The sequence below is a fragment of the Sphingomonas yabuuchiae genome, from assembly GCF_014199595.1.
Taxonomy (GTDB): Bacteria; Pseudomonadota; Alphaproteobacteria; order Sphingomonadales; family Sphingomonadaceae; genus Sphingomonas; species Sphingomonas yabuuchiae.
Genome location: NZ_JACHNX010000019.1, coordinates 34,733 through 61,108, shown reverse-complemented (window position 1 = coordinate 61,108; position 26,376 = coordinate 34,733). Strand labels below are relative to the sequence as shown.

The 26,376-nt window shown below is 66.8% G+C and carries 21 protein-coding genes and 1 tRNA gene; 13 read left to right on the top strand and 9 right to left on the bottom strand.

Annotated elements, in window-relative coordinates; genetic code table 11:
* The first annotated feature begins 157 nt into the window (after window positions 1-157).
* A complete protein-coding gene (locus GGQ89_RS16545; protein WP_184106486.1) occupies window positions 158-448 on the top strand; it encodes a hypothetical protein in 291 nt (96 codons plus the stop codon).
* 7 nt (window positions 449-455) lie between these two features.
* On the opposite strand, the gene GGQ89_RS16540 is transcribed toward GGQ89_RS16545, so the two are convergent.
* Complete coding sequence (locus GGQ89_RS16540; RefSeq protein WP_184106485.1) at window positions 456-641, bottom strand: hypothetical protein; 186 nt, start codon at window positions 639-641, stop codon at window positions 456-458.
* Between the two features lie 44 nt (window positions 642-685).
* Here GGQ89_RS16540 and GGQ89_RS16535 point away from each other — a divergent pair, with 44 nt between their 5' ends.
* The 7 genes from GGQ89_RS16535 (at window position 686) to GGQ89_RS16505 (ending at window position 9,216) form a co-directional block, all read left to right on the top strand.
* Window positions 686-958, top strand: coding sequence for a hypothetical protein (locus GGQ89_RS16535; RefSeq protein ID WP_184106484.1), 273 nt, complete (start codon window positions 686-688; stop codon window positions 956-958).
* Between the two features lie 380 nt (window positions 959-1,338).
* Window positions 1,339-2,199 carry a KilA-N domain-containing protein gene (locus GGQ89_RS16530; protein ID WP_184106483.1) on the top strand — a complete coding sequence of 287 codons (861 nt, stop codon included), beginning with the start codon at window positions 1,339-1,341 and terminating at the stop codon, window positions 2,197-2,199.
* A gap of 367 nt (window positions 2,200-2,566) precedes the next feature.
* Window positions 2,567-2,640: transfer RNA gene (locus GGQ89_RS16525), tRNA-Cys, on the top strand.
* A 159-nt stretch (window positions 2,641-2,799) separates the two neighbouring features.
* On the top strand, window positions 2,800-4,686 hold the full coding sequence (locus GGQ89_RS16520; RefSeq protein ID WP_184106482.1) for a M61 family metallopeptidase: 1,887 nt from the start codon (window positions 2,800-2,802) through the stop codon (window positions 4,684-4,686).
* Between the two features lie 132 nt (window positions 4,687-4,818).
* Entirely contained in the window at window positions 4,819-5,379 is a 561-nt protein-coding gene (locus GGQ89_RS16515) for a PAS domain-containing protein (RefSeq protein WP_338112317.1), read from the top strand.
* A complete protein-coding gene (locus GGQ89_RS16510; RefSeq protein ID WP_338112318.1) occupies window positions 5,376-8,837 on the top strand; it encodes a CheR family methyltransferase in 3,462 nt (1,153 codons plus the stop codon). Before GGQ89_RS16515 ends, GGQ89_RS16510 begins: the two co-directional genes overlap by 4 nt.
* Window positions 8,830-9,216, top strand: a complete 387-nt coding sequence (locus tag GGQ89_RS16505; protein ID WP_056439694.1) for a response regulator — start codon at window positions 8,830-8,832, stop codon at window positions 9,214-9,216. The genes GGQ89_RS16510 and GGQ89_RS16505 overlap by 8 nt, the downstream gene beginning before the upstream one ends.
* Before the next feature lie 230 nt (window positions 9,217-9,446).
* Here GGQ89_RS16505 and GGQ89_RS16500 read toward each other — a convergent pair whose 3' ends face one another.
* From GGQ89_RS16500 to GGQ89_RS16480, 5 genes are read right to left on the bottom strand one after another with little or no spacing between them, the layout of a single operon-like run.
* Complete coding sequence (locus tag GGQ89_RS16500) at window positions 9,447-10,700, bottom strand: TolC family outer membrane protein (RefSeq protein WP_240456466.1); 1,254 nt, start codon at window positions 10,698-10,700, stop codon at window positions 9,447-9,449.
* A 13-nt stretch (window positions 10,701-10,713) separates the two neighbouring features.
* Window positions 10,714-13,116 carry an ABC transporter permease gene (locus tag GGQ89_RS16495; RefSeq protein ID WP_184106479.1) on the bottom strand — a complete coding sequence of 801 codons (2,403 nt, stop codon included), beginning with the start codon at window positions 13,114-13,116 and terminating at the stop codon, window positions 10,714-10,716.
* Window positions 13,117-13,144: 28 nt separating this feature from the next.
* The gene (locus GGQ89_RS16490) at window positions 13,145-13,903 is read right to left on the bottom strand and encodes a GIN domain-containing protein (RefSeq protein ID WP_184106478.1); all 759 of its coding nucleotides are present in this window, start codon (window positions 13,901-13,903) and stop codon (window positions 13,145-13,147) included.
* 22 nt (window positions 13,904-13,925) lie between these two features.
* Entirely contained in the window at window positions 13,926-14,603 is a 678-nt protein-coding gene (locus GGQ89_RS16485) for an ABC transporter ATP-binding protein (protein WP_056439707.1), read from the bottom strand.
* A gap of 12 nt (window positions 14,604-14,615) precedes the next feature.
* Complete coding sequence (locus GGQ89_RS16480; RefSeq protein WP_184106477.1) at window positions 14,616-15,848, bottom strand: efflux RND transporter periplasmic adaptor subunit; 1,233 nt, start codon at window positions 15,846-15,848, stop codon at window positions 14,616-14,618.
* A gap of 90 nt (window positions 15,849-15,938) precedes the next feature.
* Here GGQ89_RS16480 and GGQ89_RS16475 point away from each other — a divergent pair, with 90 nt between their 5' ends.
* Together GGQ89_RS16475 and GGQ89_RS16470 are read left to right on the top strand one after the other, a co-directional pair.
* On the top strand, window positions 15,939-17,243 hold the full coding sequence (locus tag GGQ89_RS16475; protein ID WP_184106476.1) for a sigma-54-dependent transcriptional regulator: 1,305 nt from the start codon (window positions 15,939-15,941) through the stop codon (window positions 17,241-17,243).
* Entirely contained in the window at window positions 17,233-18,414 is a 1,182-nt protein-coding gene (locus GGQ89_RS16470) for a sensor histidine kinase (RefSeq protein WP_184106475.1), read from the top strand. Before GGQ89_RS16475 ends, GGQ89_RS16470 begins: the two co-directional genes overlap by 11 nt.
* A gap of 80 nt (window positions 18,415-18,494) precedes the next feature.
* On the opposite strand, the gene tpiA is transcribed toward GGQ89_RS16470, so the two are convergent.
* The gene (gene tpiA / locus GGQ89_RS16465; RefSeq protein WP_184106474.1) at window positions 18,495-19,220 is read right to left on the bottom strand and encodes a triose-phosphate isomerase; all 726 of its coding nucleotides are present in this window, start codon (window positions 19,218-19,220) and stop codon (window positions 18,495-18,497) included.
* Between the two features lie 2 nt (window positions 19,221-19,222).
* Window positions 19,223-20,716 carry a glycerol kinase GlpK gene (gene glpK, locus GGQ89_RS16460; protein ID WP_184106473.1) on the bottom strand — a complete coding sequence of 498 codons (1,494 nt, stop codon included), beginning with the start codon at window positions 20,714-20,716 and terminating at the stop codon, window positions 19,223-19,225.
* Window positions 20,717-20,837: 121 nt separating this feature from the next.
* Here glpK and GGQ89_RS16455 point away from each other — a divergent pair, with 121 nt between their 5' ends.
* From GGQ89_RS16455 to GGQ89_RS16445, 3 genes are all read left to right on the top strand, one after another.
* The gene (locus GGQ89_RS16455) at window positions 20,838-22,355 is read left to right on the top strand and encodes a glycerol-3-phosphate dehydrogenase (protein WP_206362753.1); all 1,518 of its coding nucleotides are present in this window, start codon (window positions 20,838-20,840) and stop codon (window positions 22,353-22,355) included.
* On the top strand, window positions 22,352-23,161 hold the full coding sequence (locus tag GGQ89_RS16450; RefSeq protein WP_184106472.1) for a DeoR family transcriptional regulator: 810 nt from the start codon (window positions 22,352-22,354) through the stop codon (window positions 23,159-23,161). Before GGQ89_RS16455 ends, GGQ89_RS16450 begins: the two co-directional genes overlap by 4 nt.
* A 62-nt stretch (window positions 23,162-23,223) precedes the next feature.
* Window positions 23,224-23,976 carry a FadR/GntR family transcriptional regulator gene (locus tag GGQ89_RS16445; protein ID WP_184106471.1) on the top strand — a complete coding sequence of 251 codons (753 nt, stop codon included), beginning with the start codon at window positions 23,224-23,226 and terminating at the stop codon, window positions 23,974-23,976.
* A 43-nt stretch (window positions 23,977-24,019) separates the two neighbouring features.
* Here the strand turns inward: GGQ89_RS16445 and GGQ89_RS16440 are convergent, their stop codons facing one another.
* Window positions 24,020-26,290 carry a TonB-dependent receptor gene (locus tag GGQ89_RS16440; protein WP_240456467.1) on the bottom strand — a complete coding sequence of 757 codons (2,271 nt, stop codon included), beginning with the start codon at window positions 26,288-26,290 and terminating at the stop codon, window positions 24,020-24,022.
* Window positions 26,291-26,376 lie beyond the last annotated feature (86 nt).

Genomic DNA, 26,376 nt, shown 5'->3' with positions numbered 1-26,376 from the left:
GCTGGCGGCAATGACACCTACGGCCCCGTCACGACGCTTTCCAATCTGTCGCCAGGCTCTTCCGGCGGCACATTCTGGTATGCGATCGCCGTCGAACTGAAGGTCTGAAGCGGTGGATAGCCACTGCCCCCATTGCGGAGCCGATCAGCCCGATCGCGTGGAGCGGTTCGGCTTGATCGTCCAGCGCGATCCGGGGGCAGTCTATTGGAAGGGCATCCGGTACCACCGGCCGCCCGGCGAGGTGGAGACACTTTACCACCTCGTCCGGCGCGGACGGGCCTCGCATCTCACCCTCGCCATGCTGACGGTAGGAGAGGATGCTGAGACCGATGTGGCCAAGGTGCGGATATGCCGACTGCGGCGCTGGCTGCGCAGCCTGGGCGGCGAGGTGACCATCTCCACCGAGCGCGGGTGGGGATATGTGTTGGAGCAAGCGCCCAGCGTTTAACGCCCGGTCACCCCATGAGGGCCAGCCGGGCCGACACTGCCATTTCCCGGAACTTGGCTTGCCAGAACGCTCCCGCCTCGCTCCACGGCGTCGAGATCTCGAACTCGCCCATGCGGCTGTCCCACAGCTTCTCGGCGAGATATTCGATCAGCGCCTGATCGTCGTTGCTGGTGCAGAGGCGGCAGCGGGCCATGGCGAATCTCTTGAATATTTGTTCTCGTTACGTTCCATAACATAATGCGCCGCCACCATCGAATCGTCGTCGAGCTATCCGTCCAGATCCTGCGCCAGGCGATGACTGATAGCGGCGAGCGTCGGTGCGACACGATCCCGGTCCGCCTCGCCCTCCGCTGCCTGCTCCCCCACTGCCCCGAGCGCTGGCCGCTGACGACGTTCTGGGAATCGGCCGGGCAGTCGAATGAGATCGGGCGCGCCCAGGGCGTGACGGCGGCGTTCAACGGGATCGTGCGCCAGCTGCGCCGAACTGGCGTGTGGAGCGACCTTGATTAACGCAAATAACGATGGCGCAGATGGCAAAGCATCTCTTTCTGCGGATCATCCCAAAGTTGGCGACACGCCAATAGTCCTTCGGGATAACAAAATTTATTTTTAGGGGCTTGCGCTTCGTAGACCCCGCAGACATCCACGCGTCTCACCGATTACGTGGCAAATGTAAGCTGCAATTCGTCGCAACCTACCCCCTCCCCGTGCTTTAGAACCCTTGCGGTGCCTTTTGGGATTTTCCACTATCGCTGTGGAAGTACTGGCCATTTGGCCGCATTTCCCCGAAGCCGCACCTCAGTTTTCCAGACAGGCGGTGCGGCTTCGGCAACATAAGCCCCGAAAGGCGTCGTTGATGGGATGGGTGGAGCTTACGCCGCTGCCACCCCATGGTCAACGAACCTTTCGGTCACACCGAAGGTTGCAACATGACCACCCAATACGAACTCGTCCCCCACACCTATCAGGGGGCCCTTGTCCAGCAGCGCGCCGACGATGGTTACATCAACGCAACGGCCATGTGTAAGGCGGCCGCAAAGGAGTGGTCGCACTACGCTGCAAACGCGTCGACAAAGGCATTCCTGGGGGCGCTAGAGGGGTCCCTCGGAATTCCGAGGGACCCCATCGTCCAATCAATCACCGTCGGCGCTAATGACGCACGGGGAACCTGGGTCCACCCGCAGGTCGCCATTCATTTGGCGCAGTGGCTGTCGCCAGAATTTGCCGTCAAGGTGACGGAATGGGTCTACGAATGGATGTCGGGGAAGCGCCCTTCCGACCGGCCATGGGCGCAATTCCAGGACCGGGTGTCACTCGTCTATGACAGCGTACCCCTGGGGTACTTCTGCGTTTTCCGAGAGATCGCGGATCTGATTGCGTCGCTGATATCGAACGGGGCGGATCCGGGCACCCGTATGCTTCTCGACATCAGTGTCGGCTGGCATTGGGGCACCCATTGGACAAAGACGCGGTTGGACATAAAGTATGGTCCGCGCGCATCCTTTCCGCACAATTACCCGCCCTATTTCCCTCAGGCGATGTCCAACCCGCAACCAGCAAAGTGCTATCCTGAGGATGCACTTCCCGCTTTCCGCAAATGGATGCGAGAAGTCTATGTTCCCCTCAAGATGCCCGCGTACCTAAGGGACCAAGTAGCGCAGGGCAAACTAGCCGCCCCCATCGCTAACAACGCTCTGGCCGCCCTTGCGCAGCGAGACGCCGGTAGGGCGAACCTTATGATCGGCCGCTGAAGAAGGGCGCGGGTCGAGCTTCGGCCCGCGCCTCTCTGATTTGCCTCCTTCAGATGACGCCCATCACGTAGCCGACTGCGCCCCAGGCGGCGGCTGCCATGCCGGAAACTGCCAGCACGGTGAACCCCCCGAATTCCAGCCACACCCCTACCCGCTCCCATCGGCTGGGCGGAGGCCCATCACGTGGGCGCATGGGCATGGGAAGCGGGTCAGATCGGCGGTCTCGTCGCATGTCTGACCCTACCGAGCTAGGACCCCGCGGGCATGAGACCGAATCAGGAACAGTGCGTACTTTTTCAAATCGACTGCGTACTCTCTGTTGACACCGCGACGAAAACCGCAGAAATGCGCCGCTCCCACGCATCGAGGCGCGATGGCGGAGTGGTGACGCAGAGGACTGCAAATCCTTGCACCCGGGTTCGATTCCCGGTCGCGCCTCCAGATTTTCCTGACATTTCGGATCACTGGACCAGCCCTGCGGGGCGGGCCGCACGGTGATTCGGCCGTCTCTCGGCGAACCAACCATGTCCCGGAAAAGCGGTGGACCCTGGGCCGCCTCCATGCCTAAGTCGCTGCCTTGGCGACACGAAGGGGAATGGCATGCGGTTTCTGGCGATGACGGCGGCGGTAGCGCTGGTCACCACGGCGATGCAGCCGGTCGCGGCGCAGACCACTCCCAAGCGTCATGCTGCCCAAACGCCGGTCGAATATGACATCGCCTTCCCCCGCGCCCAGCATCATGAGGCGCAGGTCAACGTCACCTATCGCGGGCTGCCGTCCAAACCCGTCCGCTTCCAGATGGCCCGCTCCTCGCCCGGCCGCTATGCGCTGCACGAGTTCGCCAAGAACGTCTATTCGGTGTCCGCCGTCGACGGCGCGGGCAAGCCGCTGACCGTCGAGCGGGCCGATCCCTATGGCTGGACCGTCGCTGGCCATGACGGCACGGTGACGGTGCGCTATACGCTGTTCGGCGACCGTGGCGACGGCACCTATGCGCAGATCGACCCGACCCATGCCCGGCTGAACATCCCCGCGACCTTCCTGTGGGCGGTCGGGCAGGACGCACGGCCGATCCGTGTCCGCTTCCACCCGCAAGCCGGGTGGAAGATCGCCACGCAGCTCGCCCCGACGAACGACCCGACCGTCTTCACCGCGCGCGACCTGCAATATTTCATGGACAGCCCCGTCGAGTTGTCGGCCTGGGACGAGCGCCACTGGACCGTCGCGAACGGAGCGAAGACCTACACGATCCGCCTGACCGTCCATCATGACGGCAGCGCCGCCGATCTCGACCGCTTCGCCGCGATGGCGCAGAAGGTCACTGCACAGCAGATCGCGATCTTCGGCGAGACGCCCGCCTATGATTACGGCACCTATACTTTCCTGGCCGATTACATGCCGCAGATCAGCGGCGACGGCATGGAGCATCGCAACTCGACGGTGATCAGCCAGGCGCGCTCGCTGGCGGCGGGCAAATTCTCGCAGATCCAGACGCTCAGCCACGAATTCTTCCACAGCTGGAATGTCGAGCGGATCCGCCCGGCCGAGCTGGAGCCGTTCGATTTCACCCGCGCCAATGCCACGCCCTCGCTTTGGCTGGCCGAGGGCTTCACCCAATATTACGGACCCCTCGCAGTGGTCCGCGCGGGCGAGATGCCGGTCGAGGATTATGTCGCCCAGCTGTCGGGCACGCTGAACGCGCTGATCAATTCCCCGGCGCGGCGTTATGGTGGACCGCAGGAAATGAGCCTGCGCGCGCCCTTCGTCGATGCGGCGCAGTCGATCGACCCGACCAACCCGAACATCTTCTTCTCCTATTATCCCTATGGCGCGGTCATCGCACTGGCGCTGGACATGGAGTTGCGGCAGCGTTTCCCGCAGCTGACGCTGGACGATTACATGCGCCAGCTCTGGCGCAGCTTCGGCAAACCCGAGCGCAGCTATCGCCCCGACGATCTGCGCATCGCGCTGGGGCAGGTGACGGGCGACCAGGCTTTTGCCGACCGCTTCTTCGCACGCAGCATCACCGCCAGCGGCCTGCCCGATTTCGCGCCGCTGCTCGCCCAGGCCGGGCTGACCCTGCGCAAGGCGAACCCGAATGCGGCCTGGGCGGGCGGCATGCCGGGTCCGCTCGACGGCGGTATGGCGCTGACTGTGCCGACCCTACCAGGCACACCGCTTTATGAGGCGGGGCTCGACAAGGGCGACCGGATCGTCAGCGTCGATGGCCGCCCACTGGCCGACCAGCAGGCCTGGACCGCGATGCTGGCACGTCATGCGCCCGGCGACCGCCTGCCCATCGTCTATCGCCAGCGCGGCGGCGAGCGCAGCGCCACCCTGACGCTGGCCGCCGATCCGACCATCGAAGTGGTCCCGAACGAAAAGATCGGCCAGCCGCTGACGCCGGAGCAGACGCGCTTCCGCCAGTCCTGGCTGGGACCGCGTCCCGTCCCGACGACCCTCTCACCTGTTCCACCCTCGCAATGATTTTGAGGCGAGACGGGAACGCCACGGCGCCCTAAAGGGTTTATCCATGTGAAGATTTCGGGGGGCGCCGGAAGTTACGGCACTTGCGGAGGGGAGGACGCCATGCGAATGCGCGTCATGGAGCCAGATTTCGTGGACGATACAGAAATTCCGAGTCATCTGGCCGCTTATCTGGACCAGTCCCCCATCGCTTTGGCTTTGGCCGATGCGCGCGATGACAATCCGCTGATTTTCATCAATCACGGCTTTCGCGAACTGACCGGCTATACCAGCGAAGATGTCGTCGGACAGAATTGCCGGATGCTTCAGCGCGATGCCGACAATGAAGAGGCCCGCGAGCGCATTCGCGAATTCCTGGCCAATGATCGTCAGGTGAACGTCCGCACCATGCTGATCAATTTCCGCAAGGACGGCTCGCCCTTCGTCAATCTGCTCTACATGTCGAAGCTGCGCCAACTGGGCGGTGAGATGCCCTATATCTTCGCGTCGCAATTCGACGTCAGCCGCTCCCAGCCCGAACGACTGGCTGCCTATGACGCGGAACTGGGCCGCACCCTGGGCAAGCTGACCCCGATCCTGGCGGAAAGCGGCATCGTGCTGGAGGGGTCGCTGACCGCGATCGCCAACACTGCCGCCACCATCGCCCAAGCCAAGCTCACCTTGTCGGATCTCGACCGGGCCGCCTTTCCGTGAGCGCGGACGCAGAGGCTCCGCAGACCGCCCCCCATCAGGATAGCACCGCGAAAGACGGGATCGCCCCGGTGCCCGTGGTCGGCATCGGTGCGTCGGCGGGCGGGCTGGAGGCCCTGCGCGAGATGCTGACCCCGGCACGCGCGCCGACCGGCATGGCGTTCGTCGTCGTTCAGCATCTCGACCCCAATCACGAATCCATGCTGGCCCAGCTGCTCGACCGGCATACCAATTTGGAAGTGCGCCAGTGCGAGGGGCTGGAGCGGATCGAGGCCGACCGCGTCTATATCATCCCGCCCGGCCGGGGCCTGGCCATTCGCGGCGGCGTGTTGGAGCTGACCGACTTCATCCAGCCGCGCGGGCTCCGTCGTCCGATCGACGACTTCTTCCTGTCGCTGGCCAGCGACCAGCAGGCCAATGCCGCCTGCGTCATCCTGTCGGGCACGGGCGCTGACGGCACCACGGGGCTGCGCGCGATCAAGGAAAATGGCGGGGTCAGCGTCGTCCAGAAGCCGGAAAGCGCCCGTTATGACGGGATGCCCCTGTCGGCGGTCGGCACCGGGTTGGTCGATTTCGTCAAGCATCCCGGCGAGATCCTCGACTGCCTCCATGCCTTCTTCGCGCGCCGCTCGGGCGATCCCAAGGAGCAGGAAGCCGAGGTCGTCGCCGACCATATCGACGATATGTGCCGGGTGCTGCGCAACGCGGTCGGCCATGACTTTTCGGGCTATAAGCGCACGACGCTGGTCCGCCGGGTCGAACGGCGGATGCACGTGCTCGGCATCGGCACCGGCTCGGCCTATCTGGCGCGGGTCAAGAGCGATGCGGACGAGTGCGAGGCGCTGTTCCGCGACCTGCTGATCAACGTCACCCGCTTCTTTCGCGACGCCGAACTGTTCGAGACGCTGCGCACCAAGGCGGTCGAGCCGCTGACGCGCGGGCGCGATCCGGACGAGGATATCCGTGTCTGGATCCCCGGCTGCTCCAGCGGCGAGGAAGCGTACAGCATCGCGATGCTGTTCGCCGAGGCGGCGCGCGAAACCGGACAGCCGCTGGCGGTGCAGATCTTCGCGACCGACATCGACGAACAGATGCTCCAGATCGCGCGCGAGGGCAGCTATCCCGCCTCCGCCATGGCCGACATTCCGGCCCATTTGCGCGAACGCTATACCATGCCGCACGCCGAGCGATTCAGCATCGCCGCGCCGATCCGCGACATGATCCGCTTTTCCAACCACAGCCTGGTCAAGGACCCGCCCTTCTCGCGGATCGACCTGGTGTCGTGCCGCAACCTGCTGATCTATTTCGACGATCGGTTGCAGCAATCGGTGCTGCCGCTGCTCCATTATGCACTGCGGCCCGGCGGCTGTCTCTTCCTGGGTCCGTCCGAAAGCGTCGGGCGGTTCGATCACCTGTTCCCCGCGATCGACGGCCATGCCCGGTTGTTCGAGCGGTCGCCCGGCTCCCCCTCCTACCCCATCGACCTGCCCGGCGGCATGAGCCGCAGCCCGCGTCGGCGCGGCGAGCGGGGCGAACGCGACGGGGGTACGCCCAGCGGCGACGAGAGCACGGCGATGCGCCGCATCGTCGACCGCTATTCCCCGCCCAGCATGGTGGTGGACCAGGACGGCGGCATCCTGGCCGCGTTCGGGCGGCTGAGCCGCTATTTCAACTTCCCCGTGACCCGTGCGGGCGGATCGAGCGCGATCACGCTCGCCCGCCCCGGCCTGCGCGAGGTGATCGGCCCGATGCTCCGCCAGGCCCGCGACGCGCGCAAGCGGATCGCGGCGCGCGACGTGGCGGTGACGACCGAGTTCGGCGTGCAGAAGGTCGAGGTGATCTGCGACCCCCTGACCGACGGATCGCTGCTGTTCCTGTTCCGCGACTCCGCGCCGTTCAGCCCGGTCGAGGCGAGCGACCTCGCCGATCTGGAGCCGGGCGACGACCATATCGAGGCGCTGGAGGACGAACTGCGCCTGACCCGCCACCGGCTGCGCTCGACGGTCGAGGAGCTGGAGACGGCGAATGAGGAGCTGAAAAGCTCCAACGAAGAAATGATGTCGATGAACGAGGAGCTTCAATCGACCAACGAGGAATTGTCGACCGTCAATGACGAGCTGAAGACCAAGGTCGACCAGCTGACCGTCGCCAATTCCGACCTGCGCAATTTCTTCGAATCGACCGATCTCGCGGTGGTCGTGCTCGACCGCAACCTGCGGATCCGCAGCTATACCGAGGCGGCACGGGCCATCTTCCCGTTGCAGCCCAGCGACCGGGGGCGGTTGCTGGCCGATGTCTCGACCCGTCTGGCGACAACCGACTATCTCGACGGCGCGGCGCAGGTCGCGGGCGGCGGCGCCTCGATGCAGCAGCGGGTGACGACGCGCGACGGCGGGCGCACCCTGTCGCTGCGCGTTCTGCCCTATCGTACGCAGGGCGACGGGATCGACGGCGCGACGTTGGTCCTGACCGACATCACCGACGCGCTGAGCCTGGAGCGTGAGCTGGCCGCCGAGCGCGAGCGGCTGGACCTGGCCATCAAGGCAGGCGGCATCGGAGTCTGGGAATATCGCGGCGGCACCGGCGAGATCTTTCTGGACGAAACCGGCCGCCACCTGTTCGGCTTCGACCCCCAGGACAGCGCGGACCAGGTGCATCAGGTCTTCGACCGGATCGTCCCCGAGGACCGGCCCGGCGTCGAGCTGGCGCTGGCAGAGGCGATGGCCGGGCGCGGCGATTTCGAGATGACGTTCCGGCTCGACCTGAACGGCAAGGAACGCTGGATCAAGGGGTTCGGCCGGGTCGTCACCGCCTCGGCGCCGCACCGGATGGTCGGCGTGTCGATCGACGTCACCGCCGAATATGCCATCGCCGAAACGCGCGAGCTGATGCTGCGCGAGATGAACCACCGGGTGAAGAACCTGTTCGCCATCATCTCCGGCATCGTATCGGCGGCGTCGCGCTCGCATGACGACGTGACCGAGATGGCCGACGATGTGCGCGAGCGGATCGCGACCCTTGGCCGCGCCCATTCGCTCGCCTCGCCCGCAGGGGAACAGCAGGCGATCCCGCTGGCCGCGCTGGTCGACGCGACGATCGCCCCCTATCGCGGTCAGTCGACCATCACTATCGACGGACCGCCGCTGCTGGTCGACCGCCGCTGCCTGTCCCCGCTGGCGCTGATCCTGCACGAATGGGCGACCAATTCGGTCAAGTACGGCGCGCTGGCGCAGCCCTCGGGCGAATTGTCGATCGGCTGGACGCTGGCGGACGGCAAGTTGCGGCTCGACTGGTCCGAGACCGGCGGCCAGGTGCCCGACGATAGCAGCGCCAAGGGCTTCGGCACGGTGCTTGTCCAGACTTCTTCACGCCAATTGGGGGCGGAGCTGGAGCGCAAAAGCCTCGATGGGCGTTTCCTCCTCAGCCTCACCTTGCCGGAGACGGTGCTCTCGCATGACTAAAACCATTTTGCTGGTCGAGGACGAATTCTTCGTCGCCCTGGATCTTCAGTCCATCATCGAGGATGGCGGCTATCAGGTGGACGGTCCCTATGTCAGCGTCGAGGACGTGCTGGCGCATCTGGACGGCGACAAGCCCGAACTGGCCTGCGCGATCCTGGACGTGCGGCTGCGCGACGGCGAAGTCTTCCCGGCGGCCGAACGGCTGCACGAGGCGGGTGTGCCGCTGATCTTTCATTCGGGCCATGCCGACGAACATGCGCTGCAATCGCGCTATCCGGGCGCGGCGGTATGCGGCAAGCCGTGCTCGCCGTCCCTGCTTCGGCGGACCCTGTCGATGGCGGTGTCGGGACCGGCCGAAGGGGATCGGGCGGCGGGGTGAATTGGGGGCACCAGGCTCGGTGAGACACCCTGCCCTCCCCCAGCCCAGTTTCAGGTAAACGATGCCCCGCATCGTTTAGGTCATGCCGGGGGCATGACCGACCTGAAACTCGCTTGCGGGAGGGGAGAAGTTTTTGGGCTGAGGCGGGATATTTATCACTCCCCTCCCGCAGGCGGGAGGGGCTGGGGGAGGGTAAGGTGTCTCACCGAGACCAACCCTCTCCACCCCCCTCAATCAAACGCCCCCCGCCCCATCCGCCCCGTCGCGCGCAAAAGTGCCGCTTGCGCCGTCAGCACATCGACCTGCGCCCGAGCCACCGCCAGCTGCGCCGCGCGATAGCTCTGGTCGGCCACCAATATGTCGATCGTCGAGCGCAGGCCGAAGCCATATTCGGCCCGCACGCCCTTCAGCGCCAGATCGGCCGCCTTCAGCCCCTCCGCACTCGCGGTCAGCCGTCCTTGCGCGGCGGTGAGCGAAGCCCAGGCCGAGTCGGCCGCCCGCACCACGCCGCGCGCCACGGCATCCGCATCGAAGCGCTCCGCCCGCCGCACCGCCTCCGCCTGCCGCACGCGTGAGGAAACGAGGCCGCCGGTCAGCAACGGAATACGCAGCGCCAGTCCGGCATTGGCGGCACTGTCGAAGCCGTTCGTCCGCCCTCCCGCCCATTGCACGCCGCGCCCATAGCCCCCGGCCAGATCGACCGCCGGAGCGCCATCGGCGCGTGCCTGATCGATGCGCGCGGCGGCGGCATCCACCCGTCGCTGCTGGGCGAGGAGCAGCGGATTGCCCGCCTCCGCCGCCGCCCGTGCATCGGCCAGTGTGCGCGGCAGGGCGGCGGGGGTCGCGATCGTCGCGTCCAGCATCCCTGCGTCACGCCCCACGATCGCGCGGTACGCCGCCGCTGCCGTTGCCGCCGCTCCTTCGGCATCGACCAGGTTGGAGACGACGCTGGCCCGCTGCGCCTCCAACTGCGCGACATCGGTCCGCGTCGCCTGCCCCAGGCGGTAGCGGGACTTGGCCTCGGCCACCTGGCTGTCGAGCCGCTCGATCCCGACCCGTGCGACCTCGACCGCCTGCTGGGTATAGAGCAGATCGGCATAGGCGCCGACGACCCGCTCCAGCACATCGGCTTCGGCATCGCGCAGGGCTTCGCCCCCCGCCGCGACGTCACCCCTCGCTGCCCGCACTGCCGAGGACACCCGCCCGCCGGTCCAGATCGGCAGGGTCGCGTTGACACCGCCCAGCGCCGAGGTCGTCCCCGTCCGCGTGCCGGTGCCGTCATAGCCCAGCCGGTCGTAGCCCGCATTGCCCGTCGCCCCTGCCGTCAGCCGCCCGGCGGCGCGTGCCTGATTGGGGGTTTCCGCCAGCGCATCCTGCCGGGCGCGTGCAGCGGCGAGTTCGGGATTGCCCTCCCACGCCGCCGCCATCGCCTCCCGCAGCGTCTCGGCCGAGGCGGGGGCGGCGGCGACCAGAGCCACGCCCATCAGCCACCACCGCCTAGTCATGGCGCAATGCCCAGGCGGGTGCGGCGCGGCTGGCCTTGAGCGACTGACCCAGCACGGTCAGTACCGCGATGGTCAGGGCCAGCGCCGTGGCGGCCACGAAATAGAGCGGCGACAGCGACACGCGGTCGTCGAACCCCGCCAGCCATGTCCGCATCGCGACATAGGCCAGCGGCCAGGCGACCAGATTGGCCATCAGCACCGGCCGCAGGAACTGCCCGACTAGCAGCTTGACGATATCGGTGGCCGACGCGCCCAGCGTCTTGCGGATACCGATCTCCTTCACCCGCCGCTGCGTATTGAAGGAGGCCAGGCCCCAGAGACCCACGCAGCCGATCAGGACCGCTAGCCCCGCACCGATGCCGAACAGGCGCGTCGCGCGGTCGTCGGCCTTGTAATATTCCTCCATGTTTTGGTTTGCGGTCTGAGCTTCGAACGGCACCTGTGGCGCGATCTGGCGCCAGATGCCCCGCAGCGCCGCGATCGTCTCACGCGGATCGCCCTCGACACGCAGGGTCGTGCGCGGGATCGTCGAGAAGCGCGAATGGTAATAATACATGGTCGGATTGACGGGATCGCGCGGCGAGAAGAAACGGGCATTCTCCACCACACCTATGATCGTGCGGGGATTGCTCCGCCCGACCGTCTTGCCGATCGCCGCCTCCGGGCTGTCGAAGCCCAGTGCCTCGGCGCCCTTGCGGTTGACGACGACGTTCGGAATCTTTCGCGCGGCGTCATCGGCATTGCGTGCGTCATCGGCCCGGTGGGAATCATCGGGCAGACGTCCCGCGATCAGCTTGATCCCGAAGGTCGGATAGAAGTTCGGTGATGTGATGATTGCCTGAAGGCTGGGGCCGGGTTCCGGCTTTCCAGCCACGGCATAGCTGTCGCTGTTCAAGCTGCTCGACCCTGGCGACGAATCCGACGTCGTGACCGATCGTACCCCTGGCAAGGCTGCCGCCCGCGCCATGAACGCCGTCAGTTGGGGTTCGGTCACGGCACCGTCGCTCGTGGAGCTGACGATCACCAGCCCGTCGCGGCGAAATCCGACATCGGTTTTGCGGACATGGCGGGTCTGCGCGACCAGCACGATCGTTCCGATCATGAAGGCGATGGCAAGCGCGAACTGGAACACCACCAGCATCTCACGGACCCGCGCCCCCACCCGGCCCCCGCCCGGCGAGCGGGACGAGGCCAGCACCGCCGCCGCCGGAAAGCGCGACAGCAACAGCGCCGGGTACAGGCCCGCCAGCCCTCCGACAATCATCGCCAGCAGCGCCAGACCGGGCAGGACCACGGCATAATCGAGCGACAGCTTCAGTCCCCCGGCGGCGTTGATCATTGGAAGGCCGAGCTCAGCGAGGATCAGACCGCCCAACGCCGCAAGCAGCGCGACAAGCAGCGCCTCCCCTAGAAACTGCCGGACCAGCACGCCCCGGCTCGCCCCCAGCACCTTGCGCATCGCGACCTCCCGCGCCCGCAGCCCAGCCCGCGCCGTCGCCAGATTCACGTAATTGACGATCGCGATCAGCAGGGTCAGTACGCCGACGATACCTAGCGTCGCCGCCGTCATCTTGCGACCCGGTGTGCTTTGCAGGTGGATATCTGCAATCGGCGTGAGCTTCAGGCTGAGATTGCGAACCGAAGTACTCTGGTCCTTCGCCGCGCGCCGGTCGACGAAGCCGCGCAACTGTGCCTCACGGCTCTTTGCCGCCTGGGAGGTCTCAAAACGCAGGATCGTCCAGGCGCGCGAACTACCCCAGTGAAACCACATCTTGTCCGGGTGCGGATAGGGCGTCTTGGCCAGCATCGAGAAGCGCAGCTCGGTATTTGGGGGCAGGTCGCGGAAGATGCCCGCCACGCGATAGTTAGCCGTTTTGCCGAGGACCGTCAGGGTCATGGTCTGCCCGATCGGATTGCTACCCGGAAAATAGCGCTTCGCGATTGTCTCATTGATCAGGACATTGTCCGGCGCTTGCAAAGCGCGGGCAGCCTCACCGAAAATCATCGGCAGGCGAAGGATCTCAAACAGGTCGGAATCGGCATACGCGAAGGGTTCGCTGGTAGCATTTTCCCCCTTCACCACATTGGCGTCAGTCTCCTGAAAGCGGGTTCCGACCGTATCCGGGAAATCCTCCCGAAGCTGATCGATCAAGCCTCCCATGGTGCTGACCGAATAGCCATCGGCTGGACTGCCCGGCATGTCCCAATATTCCTGGGTCAGATACAGCTTATCATATCCCGGCAGCCATTTCTCATACCCCGTCTCGAACCGGACATAGAGGCTGAGGACCAGGAAGACGGCGATACCCACCGCCAGGCCGCCGATGTTGAGCGCGGCGTAGAGCTTATGGCGCACAAGCGAGCGATAGAGCGACAGAAGCGCAAAGCGGTTCATGATGTGATGTCCCCCATGATCCCGGCCATCAACCGCAGGTGACGCGGGCAAAGCCGCTCTTGTCGACGGTGCACTGCGGACGGCCGCCAACCACGACGCGGGTCATGCCGCTGGCGTCGATCGCCGCCGGGCCGTTCGCCTGGGCTCGCACGCCGCCGGTGCCGCTGGCATCGACCGACAACATGCGCGTGGTCATCGCGGTGGTGTCGACATTGCCGGTGCCGCTGCTGTCGATCGACAGCGCGTCGACCGCGCCCGCTCCTCGGATCGAACCCGTGCCGTTCGTTTCCAGCGCCAGCGTCGTCACGCGGATATCCTGTATCTGGGCGTTGCCCGTCCCGGACATGGTGATGCCCACCTTCCGACCGCGCAAACCTTCCATCGTCAGATTACCGGTGCCGGACATTTCGGCCTCGAACTCCCCCGCCTCGAACGGATGCAGTCGCATGGAACCCGTACCCTCCGATTCGACGCCGCGCAGGCGCGGGACGGTGATCTCGATCGTCGCGCCGGGGCGCTTGGCACGGCTGTCGCACATGCCGTTCGGACGCGTGATGATCAGCTTCTGCTGCCGAACCTCGGCGCGGATGACCTCCAGTGAGACGGGCTGGCCGACCGCCCGAACCGAGAATGCGTTGCCGATGGTGACCACGGCATTGTCACAGCCCTCCAGCGATATCCGGTCGAAGCCCGACAGCGCGAAGCTGCGTGCAGTCTGCGCCTGGGCCGGGGTCGCGGCGACCGGCAGGACGGAAAGGATCAGCGGAAGCGGCAGGATCGTCTTCATGGCGTAACTCCGAAAAATGGGGTCAGATCGCGCGCATGGCGCTGGCGACGATGCGGCCGTCGAGCATGTCGATGCGGCGCTTGGCGAGGTCGGCATGGCTGGGCGAGTGGGTCACCATCACGATGGTCGCACCCGCATCATTCAGCCCGGTCAGGATGTTCATCACCTGCTCGCCATTGGCGGTGTCGAGATTGCCGGTCGGCTCGTCGGCCAGGATCAGCTTGGGATCGCCGACGATGGCGCGGGCGATGGCGGCGCGCTGCTGCTGGCCGCCCGACAGCTGATGCGGGAAGTGGCGCGCGCGGTGGGCGATGCCGACCTTGTCCATCGCGGCGGCCACCCGCCCCCGGCGGTCCCCCACGTCGCCGCGATAGGCGAGGCCAAGTGCGACATTCTCCTCGATGGTCAATTCGTCGATCAGGTTGAAGCTCTGGAAGACGAAGCCCAAAGTCTCGGCGCGAAACCTGGCCAGCTGCTTCTCGTCCATCGCCGCCAGGTCGCGATCGCCGAACATGTAGCGCCCGCCCGTCGGCCGATCGACCGTGCCCAGCGTGTTGAGCAGCGTCGACTTGCCGCAGCCCGACGGCCCCATGATGGCCAGGAACTCGCCCGCCGCGACATGCAGGTCGATATCGTGCAGCGCGGTCGTCTCCACCTCGTCGGAGACGTAGCGGCGCTGAATGCCTTCCAGTCGGATCATCAATCTTCCCCCTTATCGGATGTTCAGGATGTCGCCCTTCACGGACGCGGTGTTGCTGATGACGATGCGCTCGCCGGGATTGAGGCCGGAGAGGATCTCCACCTGTTCGGGATTGCGGCGGCCGATGCGGACGGCGCGGCGGCGGGCATGGGCACCGTCGGGATCGAGCACGAAGGCGGAAGCACCCCCCGCCTCCAGCCAGCCGCCGACCGGCGCCACCACCTCGCGGCTCGCAGCGCCCAGCGTGATGCGGATGTCGATCGTCTGCCCGCGATTGAGCCCGGCCGGTGCCTTGTCGAAGGTCAGTTCGACCTGGAACCGCCCGTCCTTCACCGCCGGAAGCACCTTGGACACGGTCAGCCTGGCGCCGTCCGAGCCGGTCGCCGTCTGGCCCGGCGCGACGCGGCCGAGATAATATTCGTCGACCTGCGCGACCAGCTTCCACGAGCCCTCGCTATCGACCTGCCCCGCCGGATCGCCGGGCTTCAGCGTCTGGCCCGGCTGGATGGTGAAGTTGGTCAGCCGCCCAGCGGCAGGCGCACGGATGGTCAGCGCCTCCAGCCCCGCGCGTACCGCCGCCAAATTGCCTGACAGCCTTACTTGGGTGTCGTTCAGCCGTGCGGACTGGGTGGCGGTGATCCGCGCCTCAGTGGCGCGGCCTGACCTTAGCTGGGCAAGGCGCTTTTCCTGATAGGCGGCCTCCTCCTCGAAGCTCTTCACGCCCGCGTCCGACAGAAAGCCCTGATCGTGCAACTGGCGGCGGATGCCCAGGTCGCGGCGCGCCTTGATGAGGTCATATTCGGCCTGCGCCACCTGCCCGGCGCGGTCGAGCTTGTTACGCTCGATCCCCAGCCCCTCGCTCGCCACGCCGCCCAGCTGGCTGGCGATCTGCGCCTCGCGGGTCAGCACATCGAGTTTCAGCTGCGGATTGGCGAGCGTGGCCAGCGGCTGTCCCGCGCTGACCATCTGCCCGTCCTGCGCCAGCAGCTTTTCCACCTGCCCGCCCGACAGCACGCCGACCAGCGTGGTGATGCGCGGCGTGACGGTGGCACGGACGGGCAGATAATCGTCGAAGGCGGCGCGGGTGACCTCGCCCGTTTCGATATTGGCGGCGGCGATATCGGTCGATCCGGCGGCAGGCAGCAGTCGCCAGACCAGCACCGCGCCGATCGCCAGCAAGACGGCGATCACCACCGGGCGGCGACGCCACCAAGGCACAGCCTTGCGCGCGATTACGCGGTCCATTCCCGCCCCCGGTGAAGCGCTTGCGTGTACGGGCTGTTCGGTCATCATGGATGGAGTGTCACCCCGAACGGGCGAAAAACCTAAACCCCTATGAATACGCCATTTTCACCCACCCCGGCCGAATCCGACCGTTCGTGTCCGGACGCACCGCCCGGAAATGGACGGTCCGGGGATGCGTCAAGCCCGCTCTCGATCCTCCTGATCGACGACAATCCGCGCATCGCCGAATCGCTGGCCATCGCGATCGATCTGGCGGGACATAGGCTGGATGTGGCGCAGGGGCCGGAGGACGGCTTTTCGCTTCTGGCGGCCCGGCGCTACGACGCGATCCTGCTCGACCTCAACTACGCCGCCGGGCGAACGGACGGGGCGGAGGGACTGGCGATGCTCGACCGGCTGCTCGCCGACGATCCGGGTGCGTGCATCATCGTCATCACCGCGCATAGCGGCATCCGGCTGGCCGTGACGGCGATGCAGGCGGGCGCGCGCGACTTTGTGATGAAGCCGTGGCGCAATGCCGAGCTGATCGCCAAGATCGAACTGGCTGCGCGTCGCCGCGCCGCGCCCCGCGATCATGCCGTGACCGAGGGCACCGCCGAACCCGCCCGCCTGCTGGGCGACAGCCCCGCCATCGCGCGTGTCCGCGACCTGATCCGCCGTGTCGGCCCGACCATGGCGGGTGTCGTCGTGACCGGGCCATCGGGCGCGGGGCGCGGCCTGATCGCCGCCGCGCTCCATGCCGCCTCCCACGCGGCCGGGCGGCCGATGCAGCGGATCGACGTGCGCGATCCGCTGGCCTGGACGCGGCTGGACGGCGCCGAGAGGGGGACGAGCTGGCTGCTCCGCCATCCCGACAAGCTGGACGACGTGACACAGGCCCGGCTGCTCGACCGGTTGCGACCGGAGGACCGCTATATCACCATCGCCGACGATCCCCGCGCGATCACACCCGCGCTGGCTCGGCGGATCGCGGCCGTGGAGATCGCAGCACCCTCGCTGGCCGAACGACAGGACGATGTGCCGCTGCTTGCCCGCCATTTCGCGCGGATCGCGGCCGAGCGGCACGGCCTGCCCGCGCCCCGCTTCACTCCCGCCGCCGAGGCGTTGCTGGCAACGGCGCACTGGCCCGACGAGGCACGCGGCCTTGCCGCCGCGATCGAGCGGGCGCTGTTGCTGGGCGAACAGGGCGTGATCGAGGCCGCGCTGCTCGCCCCACCGGTCGCCCCCAATGCGGCCCCGGCGCTTTCCCGCGCCAGTTTCGATCTGGACGAAAGCGAACGCGTGATGATCGAGGCGGCGCTGGTCGAACATCACCACAATGTCACCCAGGCGGCGCAGGCGCTGGGGCTCAGTCGCGGGGCGCTGTATCGGCGGATGGCGCGCCATGGGCTTTGACCTGTCGCGGCGACGCGCGGTCGCGGCGGGGCTGTCCGGGCTGGCGCTGACCGTCCTGGGTGCGGCGATGCTGTTGGCGTGGCAGCAGGGAATGCTGGGATCGATCCTGGGTGCGGGGCTGTGCGTCGCCTGGCTGATCGGAGCCGGCTGCTGGACGGCGGCGCGGACGGGACGCGGGCGTCGCGATCATGAGACGACGCGCCCGGCCCCGGACGGCCCGCCGCTGGACGCTCTGTTCGACCAGATCCCGCTGCCGCTGCTCCGCGTCGATGCCGGGCGAGCGCAGGCGATCAACCGGGCCAGCCGCCGCCTGTTCGCCACCGACGATCGGGTGATCCCGACACCGACCGCACTGCTCAACACCGGGCAGACGCAATTGCGCCATGAGGGCAGGAGCTGGCGGATCGAGCGGGTGGCGGGCACCGGCCGTGCGCTGGTGATGCTGGTCGATATCGAGGCCGAACGCCGCGCGGCCGAGGCCCATGCCGATAACGAGATGATCGATATCCTCGGCCACGAACTGCTCAACGGCCTGTCGCCGATCGTCTCGCTGGCCGACAGCGCGCAGGTGGCGGCGGAGCGTGGCGATGCGCGGCTGCCCGGAATCCTGGCGACACTGACCCGCCGGATCGAGGGGCTGGAGCGCTTTACACGGGCGTATCGGATGCTGGCCAGGCTGCCCGATCCGGTGCGGGCTATGGTTGATATGGGGGAACTGGTCGGCGATCTGTCCCGCCTGTTCACCGAGCGTTTCGGTGACCGGGTGACGCTGTCGGTCGACATGCCCGAGGCCGCGACCGGCTGGTGCGACCGGGACCAGTTGACGCAAGGGCTGTGGGCGCTGCTCCACAATGCGGCCGAAGCCGCTCTGGCCGGAACGGTCGCCCCGGCGGTGACGCTTGCCGTCATCAGGCAGGCGGACCGGCTGGTGGTGCGCGTGTCGGACAGCGGCCAAGGCGTCCCCGCGCCGGAGCGGGCACGGATCTTCCGCCCCTTCCACACCACCAAGCCGGAGGGCTCGGGCATCGGCCTGACCCTGGCCCGCCGGATCGCGCAAGGGCATGGGGGTGAGTTGAACCTGCTGCCGGTGGCGGTGACGACATTTGAATGGGTGGTGCCGCACGACCCACTTTCCTCCCCTGCAAGGGGAGGTGGCAGCGCGCAGCGCTGACGGAGGGGTGTCCGCTATCGAGAGGGCGGACACCCTTCCACCGGCTTCGCTGGTCCCCCTATCCTTGCAGGGGAGGAAGTTTAGCGTATTGCCGCGTCCATCAATTCCAGGATCGCCGTGAACGCCTCGGCATCCAAACTCTGTCGACCGACCAGAAAGCCGTCGACCCCGCCCTCCTCGAACAGCGCCGCACCGTTATCGGGCGTTACCGAACCGCCGTACAAAGCGCGTATGCCAGAAACCGTATCGCGGATCAGCCCGGCCATCGCCGCGACCTCCGCAGGATCGGGGGTACGGTCGCCACCGATCGCCCAGACGGGTTCATAGGCGATGGCGATCCCCTGCCCGTCCATCCCGGCGAGCGAACGGGTCAGTTGCTCCCGAACCACCTGCGCCGAGCGACCGGCGGCATGATCCTCCGCCGTCTCGCCGACGCAGAGCACGACCTCCAGCCCCGCCGCCCGCGCCGCGCGCAGCTTGGCGACGATCAGCGCATCGTCCTCATGATGATCGTGCCGCCGCTCGCTATGACCCAGCAGGACCAGCGACGCGCCCGCCTCGCGCAGCATCGAGGCGGAAATGTCGCCGGTATGCGCGCCGTTCGGCTCGGCATGGCAGTCCTGCCCCCCGATGGCGAGGCCCCCAGAGACGCCACGCGCCCTGTCGATCAGCGTGGCGGGGACGCACAGCGCGACATCGACCGCCGGATGCCGCCGCGCCGCCTCACCGATCGCGACGATGACGGCCAAATCGCCGCCATCGCCATGCATCTTCCAATTGCCGACCAGCAGCGGCCGCTTCGCCATCGTCACGCGCCCGGCTTGGCCAGCGTCCGAGCGACCGCGTCGCGCCACCCGGCGACCAGCGGCGCGCGGGCCTCCTCGGTCATGGAGGGCTCGAAACATTCTTCCCGCGACCAGAGCGCCTCCAGCGCATCGAGGCCCGACCACACCCCCGTCGCCAGCCCGGCATGAAAGGCCGCGCCGCGCGCCGTCGTCTCGAGGTCCGCAGGCCGTTCGACCGGCGTACGGATCATGTTGGCGAGGAAGCGGCACAACCAGTCATTTGCCGCCATGCCGCCATCGACGCGCAGGATGGCCGGGCCTTCGCCCGCATCGGCCTTCATTGCCTCGGCCAGATCCATCGTCTGATAGGCGACCGATTCCAGCGCCGCGCGCGCCAGATGCGCCGCACTCGCGCCCAAAGTGAGGCCATAGATCGCGCCGCGCGCATCCGGCTCCCAATAGGGCGCGCCCATGCCGACAAAGGCGGGGACCATATAGACGCCGTGACTGTCGGGCACTTGCGTCGCCAGATCGTCGGTCTGGCTGGCATGGGTGATGACGCCCAAGCCGTCACGCAGCCATTTCACCGCCGCGCCCGCGACGAAGATCGATCCCTCCAGCGCATAGGTCGTCCTGCCGTCCAGCCGATAGGCGGGCGTAGTCAGCAGCCGGTGCTTCGAGGCGACCGCGGTCTCGCCGGTGTTGAGCAGCATGAAGCAGCCCGTGCCATAGGTCGACTTGGCCATGCCGTGACGGAAACAGGCCTGGCCGAACAAAGCCGCCTGCTGGTCCCCCGCCATCCCTGCGATCGGGATCGCCGCGCCGAGCAGATCGGGCGTGGTGGTGCCGAAGACATGCGCATTGTCATGCACCTCCGGCAGCATCGCCATCGGCACGCGCAGCAACCGGCACAATTCCTCGTCCCAGACCCCGCGATGGATGTCGAACAGCATCGTGCGGCTGGCATTGGTGATATCGGTCGCATGCACCGCGCCGCCGGTCAGTCGCCAGAGCAGGAAGCTGTCGATCGTGCCGAACGCCAGTTCACCGCGTTCGGCCCGCCCCCGCGCGCCATCGACATGGTCGAGCAGCCAGGCGAGCTTGGTCGCCGAAAAATAGGGATCGATCAGCAAACCCGTCCGCTCGCGCACCAGCTCCTCGGCGCCGTCCGCCTTCAGCGTCTGGCACAGCTCCGTCCCGCGCCGGTCCTGCCAGACGATGGCGCGGTGGATCGGCTCGCCGGTGGCGCGGTCCCAAACGACCGCCGTCTCGCGCTGGTTGGTGATGCCGATCGCGGCGATCTGCGCCGGAGCGACGCCGCTCTCCGCGATCGCCTTGCGCGCGGTAGCCAGCGCGTCGCGCCAGATATCCTCCGGATCATGTTCGACCCAGCCCAGCGCAGGGTAATGCTGCGCGAACTCGGCCTGTGCGATGGCGACCCGCCGGGCCTGTCCATCGAACACGATGCTGCGCGTCGAGGTCGTCCCCTGATCGATCACCAGAATGTGCGACGCCATCGCTCACCCCTCTCCCTGTTTTCGTTTCGAAACGTCACACGCTTTCATATGAACGTCAATGCTTTCGTTTTGTGTTGACATGGTATAGCAAGGGGGGCGCTCAAGAACAGGGACAAGCGGCATGACGGACCACGCGATGGAGAGGATCGACCTGCTGATCGTCGGCGGCGGGATCAACGGCGCAGGGATCGCGCGCGATGCCGCCGGGCGCGGCCTGTCGGTGCTGCTGGTCGAGCAAGACGATCTGGCGAGCCACACCTCCTCGGCATCGACCAAACTGATCCATGGCGGCTTGCGCTATCTGGAATATGGCGAGTTCCGGCTGGTGCGAGAGGCGCTGATCGAGCGAGAGCGGCTGCTGGGCATGGCGCCGCACATCATCTGGCCGCTGTCCTTCGTCCTGCCGCAGACCCAGTCGCCGCGCCCCGCCTGGATGGTGCGGCTGGGCCTGTTTCTCTACGATCATCTGGGCGGTCGTGAGAAGCTGCCGGGCACGCGCACCGTCGCGCTGGAACGCTCGGCGCTGGGCGACGGGCTTTCGCCGCGAAAGGGCAAGGCTTTCGTATATTCGGACTGCTGGGTCGAGGACAGCCGCCTGGTCGTGCTCAACGCGATGGACGCCGCCGAGCGGGGCGCGACGATCGCGACCCGCACCAGGCTGATCGATGCCCGGCGTGAGGGCGACGGCTGGATCGCGGCGATCCAGACGGTGGGCGAAGCGGCGGGCGAAACCCGCACCGTCCGTGCCCGCGCGCTGGTCAATGCGGCGGGGCCATGGGTCGCCGACGTCATCGGCCGCACGCACGGCGCACGCGCCGATCGCGGCGTCCGGCTGGTCAAGGGCAGCCATATCATCGTGCCGCGCCTCTATGAGGGCGACCATGCCTTCATGCTCCAGAATGACGACCGGCGGATCGTCTTCGCCATTCCCTATGAGGGCAAGTTCACGCTGGTCGGCACCACCGACGAACCCTGGACCGACGCGCCCGCCAAGGCGCAGATCGGCGCGGCGGAAACCACCTATCTGCTCGACACGGTGAACCGCTATTTCGCGCGGAAGACCGGGGAGGCCGATATCGTGTGGAGCTATGCTGGTATCCGCCCGCTCTATGACGATCATTCGGCCAATGCCTCGGCGGTGACGCGCGACTATGTGCTCGACCTCGACACCGGCGCGGAGGGCGAAAGCCGGGCGCCGATGCTCAACATCTTCGGCGGCAAGATCACCACCTATCGCAAGCTCGCCGAGCACGCGATGCGCGAACTGGCGCGTTTCTTCCCCGCTGCCGGGGGGGCATGGACGGCCGGGGCGGTGCTGCCCGGTGGGGATATCGCGGACGCGGATTTCGATGGTTTCCTGCGCAATCTGACCGCCCGGCATCCCGACCTGCCCCCTGCTCTGTTGCGCCGTCTGACCCGCGCCTATGGTACGCGCGTCGAGGCGGTGCTGGGCCAGGGCGATCTCGGCCCCGATCTGGGCGGCGGGCTGCACACCGCCGAGGTCGATTATCTGGTGAAGACCGAATGGGCGCGCACGGCGGAGGACATCCTCTATCGCCGCAGTAAGCTGGGCCTGCACGTGCCCCCCGAAACGCCCGAGCGGCTGGCCGCCTATCTGGCCGGGCAGGGCGTCGCGTGAAGCCCACCGCCCCCGGATCGGCGGAGGTCGTCGCAAGCCGCCATGCCGCGATCCTCGACGTCGCGCGCCGGACGGGCAGCGTCAGCGTGGACGAACTGGCCGAAAAGCTGGGCGTGACGCCGCAGACCATCCGCAAGGACCTCAACATCCTGGCGGGCCAGTCGATGCTGGCGCGGGTCCATGGCGGCGCTGTCGTGACCTCGGGCACCGACAATCTCGCCTATGCCGAGCGGCGCAGCGTCGCCGCCCCCGCCAAGGCCGCGATCGGCGCCGCCGCCGCCGCGCTCGTCCCCAACGGGGCCAGCCTGTTCATCAATATCGGCTCCACGACGGAGGCGATCGCCAGGGCGCTGGTCGATCACCGCGACCTGATGGTCATCACCAACAATCTGAACGTCGTCGACATATTGGGTGGCCGCCCCTCGATCGAGGTCATCGCCGCCGGGGGGCGGGTGCGCGCCAGCGACCGCGCGGTGGTGGGCGCATTGGCCATGGACTTCATCCGGGGGTTCAAGGTCGACATGGCGCTGATCGGCGCGTCGGCGATCGACCCCGACGGCAGCTTCCTCGACTTCGACGTGGACGAGGTGCGGGTGTCGCAGACGATCATCGCCCAGGCGCGACAGGTGCTGCTGGCCATTGACGGCTCCAAGCTGAAACGCGCCGCGCCGGTGCGGGTCGGCGACATGGGCGATGTCGATTTCCTCGTCACCGACACGGCGGATGCCCGGCTGGCGGAGGCCGCGCGTACCGCCGGGACGGTCGTCGTGGAAACCGACCGCGATGGAATGTCGCAATTGGCCTGACAAACATTGGTCTGACACTGGCGCTTGACCAGCATCCCGCCTCGGCCCCTATAAGGGTCGTGATGGACAACAACACGACCCAGGACCGGCTCTACCGGGAACTCGCCCGCACGCTGATCACCGAGTTGCAGGAGGGGCGCTACCCGATCGGTACGCGCATGCCCGCCGAACGCGAACTGGCGACGCGGTTCGACGTCAGCCGTCCGGTCATCCGCGAGGCGCTGATCGCACTGGAAGTCCAGGGTTTCATCGAAGTGCGGATCGGGTCGGGCGCGCATGTCGTGGCGCTGCCGGGCCAGGGCGAGACGCCCGATTTCGGCGTGTCCGCGATGGAAGTGGCCGAGGCGCGCCTGTTGTTCGAGCCAGAAGCGGCGGCGCTGGCGGCGTCGCAGATCACCGACAGCGAGTTGGATGAGCTGGCGACCTTGGTCGATGCGATCGAGGAGGAGAACAACACGGTCGGCGGCGCATTCCATGCCGACCGCGCCTTCCACACGCTGATCGCCCGGTCGACGCGCAACAGCGCAATCCTGGAGACGATCGACCGGCTGTGGGAGCAGCGACTGCGTTCGGCCGAAAGCGTGCTGCTCGACGCCAAGGTCCGCGAGATCGATGTGCGCCCGATCGTCGAGCATCATGCCGCGATCTTGGAGGTATTGCGCTCGCGCGATGCCGTGGCGGCACGGGTCGCGATGCAGCGGCATTTGACGGCGGCGCTCGAGGGTCTGCTGATCGCCAGCGAAGCCCGCGCGGTGGCAGAGGTGCGTCAGGCGCTGGCGGCAAAGCGCGACCGGACGGCGCATCTGAAGATTTGAAGTCTAAGTGAGCCCCTCCCCTTCAGGGGAGGGGTGATTTGAATCAGAAGTTCACGCCGAACCGTACGCCCGCATAGCGGCGGAAGTCGCGCGGTAGAACCGCCTGGGTCGCCATGCGGCCGCTGAAATTGCCCGCCGTGTTGACCAGCGACGCATAATATTGCTGGTCGAACAGGTTGTTGACGAACGCCGTCACGTCCCAGCGTTTGTCATGCGAGCGCACCCCCAGCCGCAAGTCGAAGATCGCGAAGCCCGGCTGGAAGGTCTGGGGATCGGCCGCGACATAATAGAGGCTCGACTGATATTCCCCGGCGACCTGCGCGAAGCCGTCGAGCGTGTCGGTCAGCGGCGGCGTATAGTCGATCGACCAATTGCCCTTCCACACCGGGGCCTGCGGCGCGCGCACGCCGGTCAGGTCGCGACGGGCGGGCGATCCGCTGCACCCCTGCGCCGCCGTCTGCATCGGATAGCATTGCGCCGAGGGGAAGGAAGTGTACTTCGCATCCAGATAGGTGATCGCCCCGCGCAGCGCGATGTCGCGGCCCAGGCGCGCCGCCGTTTCGATCTCGATCCCACGCGTCTTGAACTTGCCGACATTGGTCAGGCGGAAATTGCTGGTGCCGTCCGCCAGCGTCTCGATCGTCTGCGCCTGGAGATCGGTATAGTCGGTGTCGAACAGCGTCGCGTTCAGCGTCAGGTGCCGGTCGAAGAACTGCGTACGAATGCCCAGTTCTTTGTCGCGCGACCGCTCCGGCTTGACCGGCCCCGCTGCCGCCCGGTTCCGGTTGAACCCGGTCGTCAGATCATAGGTCTGGCCCTTATAGCCGGTCGAATAGCTGGCGAAGGTCATGACATCGGGCGTCGCCTGATAGGTCAGGCCCAGATGATAGGTGGCGGCGGTATCGTCGGCATTCCCGGCATAGCTGGTCCGCGCCAGATTGTCGGCGAAGGTATATTTGACGCGCTCGTTCTGGATACGACCGCCGACGGTGCCGGTCAATTTCGACACGAATTCCCAGTCGATCTGGCCGAAGGCGGCGACCTGTCGCGATCCGGTGGTGGCATACCAGTTGGCGAGCGAGAAGGCCGGGCCGCGCTGGAACGGGCGATCGAAGCCGGTATTGGCGTAATAGACGCCCAGCGCATAACGGAACGCGTCCTCGCCCGGCGACAACAGGCGAAGTTCCTGCGTGAACATCCGCGACTTGAAGGCGCCGACCTGGATGTTGCTGCCGATCGCCGCCGGGGACGCGGTGTCGTCCTGGTCGAGATAATCGTCCAGGCGGAAGCGGTCAAAAGAGGTCAGCGACAGGATGTTCATCCGGCCGATATTGGCCTCGCTTCGCAGCAGCGCGCCGCCGCCCGAGAATTTGTTGTGCGACCAGTAATTGTTGCTGACGTCCTGATTGTCGCGGCCGGGCGTCACGCCGGGGAAGACGACCGACGGAGTCTGCCCCGCCACGCCGCGCAGCAGCGCGTCCGGTGCGACCGCCACGAAGGGGCGCGCGATGGTGGCGTTGCCGTCGACATAATTGCCCGACAGGGTGAAAGTGACGTCGGGCGACGCCTTCCAGCGCAGCTTGCCGCGCGTGTTGAAGGTCTCGCGACCATTGGTCTGCTTACCGTTGAAGACGTTACGGACATTGCCGTCCCAATTGGAATAGCCGGTCGACAGGACATAGCCGAGCGTATCGCTGATCGGCCCGGTCACGCTGACATTGGTGCCATATTCGCGGTCGCCGGTGACGGTTGCGTTGGCGCGGACATGGAAATCGTCGGTCGGCCGCACCGTCATGATCTTGACCAGACCGGCCGAGGCCGCCTTGCCGTACAGCGTGCTCTGCGGCCCGCGCAGCACCTCGATCTGGGCGATGTCGGGCAGGTCGGTATAGACCCGCGCCATGAAGGGCAGCGCGGCGCCGTCGACGGTGATCGCCACGGCGGTCTCGACGCCAATGCCGAAGGCCAGCGTGCCGACACCCCGCAGCGAGACGGTGCCGTTGACCGGCTGTTCGGCGGGACGGATCACCAGCGAGGGGCTGACCTTGCCCAGTTCCTGGAAGTGGCGCACGCCGTGCGCGTCCAGTTCGGCGGGGGAGATGACCTGGACGGCCAGCGGCACGTTCTGGATATTCTCGAAACGCTTCTGCGCCGTCGTGGTGACGACGATACCGTCCTTCTTGGCGGTGCCCTTCGCCTCGGCCGGATGGGCCGCTTCGGTGGGCGCGGACGGCGAGGTTTCCGCCCGAGCCTGAGTCACCGACAGCACACACAGAGCCACGCCGCACAACAGGCGCGGAACACATATGTTCATTCTTGATCCCCTCCTTGTATGAAAAGGAGGGATAGGAACGATTGCTTAAATTAAGATTATTCGGCTGTCCTACGCCTTACAGAAGT